Genomic DNA, 1,137 nt, shown 5'->3' on the forward strand with positions numbered 1-1,137 from the left:
TGTGCGACGTCGCAACGCAGACAGGCCCTGGGAGTATCTTGGGGCCTTTTTTATTTGGAGGAATTACCATGGATATAAGAAAAGAAATCAGACAGATTAACTGTTATGCGGGTCAAAACCGTCCAGCGTGGATCGTGATCCATGAGACAGATAATTATAAAAAAGGTGCCGGAGCACTCAAACATGCAGAAGCCCATCGAAACGGTAACCTCTCTACCTCGGTCCACTGGTATGTGGACGATAAAGTAGCAGTACAGACATTATATTACAGCGACGGTGCCTATGCCGTAGGCAAACAATACGGTACGCCTCTGGTGCCGGGAGTAACCAATACCAACAGCATCAACATTGAGATCTGCGTTAATCCAGACTCCGATTATGATACCGCCCGCGCAAACTGCATTGAGCTTGTACGCCAGATTATGGCGGAGCTGGAAATACCTGCCGATCATGTGATCCGGCACTATGACGCCAAACGTAAGCACTGCCCCCGCAAGATGCTGGATCAGCCGCAGTTATGGACAGACTTCAAAAATGTTCTAAATCAGCCCACATATGCAACAGGGTGGCACCACGATAATAATGGCTGGTGGTACGCAGATACACAGCACAATTATTACAGATCATGTTGGCAGACGATTAACCACCATAGGTATTATTTTAATGAAGATGGTTACGCTTTGACAGATTGGCATCAGATTGATGGCAAGTGGTATTATTTTGAACCTACGGCAGGCCATCCTCTTGAATGCGCGTTGTATGTAACAGACGCAGATGGAGCGCAGAGACCAGGGGAGTTCTAAATCAAAAAAAGGAGAAGCGACTGCTATCTAATAGACAATCGCTTCTCCTTTAACTTTTTACATTCCCATATGGGGCAAAGTCAAAAATTAAAACACTTAAATCCACGCCCCAGGCTAGCTGTGGCGACCATATATATGTCAATAGTATATCATATTATTTTTTGATTTTCAAGAGATTTCTAAAATTCCCGTGTTGCATTTTCGTGTTGCATAGTAGTTAAAATACTGCTATAAATCGTATTATTAATAACAAAAAATGAATATATTATAATAAGGAAACAACGCATTTATAAGGAATCTTGTATTTAAGCGGTTTTTGGATGCATAATCTTAG

The 1,137-nt window shown here is 42.5% G+C and carries 1 protein-coding gene; it reads left to right on the top strand.

Translation table 11 applies throughout. From position 1 onward, the window contains the following. The first annotated feature begins 68 nt into the window (after nt 1-68). A complete protein-coding gene (locus WKT10_RS15870; RefSeq protein WP_340278046.1) occupies nt 69-803 on the top strand; it encodes a peptidoglycan recognition protein family protein in 735 nt (244 codons plus the stop codon). The last annotated feature ends 334 nt before the right edge of the window (nt 804-1,137 follow it).

Origin of the sequence: Enterocloster sp. HCN-30185 (assembly GCF_037890305.1) — a bacterium.
Lineage (GTDB): Bacteria > Bacillota > Clostridia > Lachnospirales > Lachnospiraceae > Enterocloster.

What these genes read in the sequence shown, in the direction of transcription:
- WKT10_RS15870 (WP_340278046.1), top strand. Translation starts at nt 69, where the DNA reads ATGGATATAAGAAAAGAAATCAGACAGATTAACTGTTATGCGGGTCAA.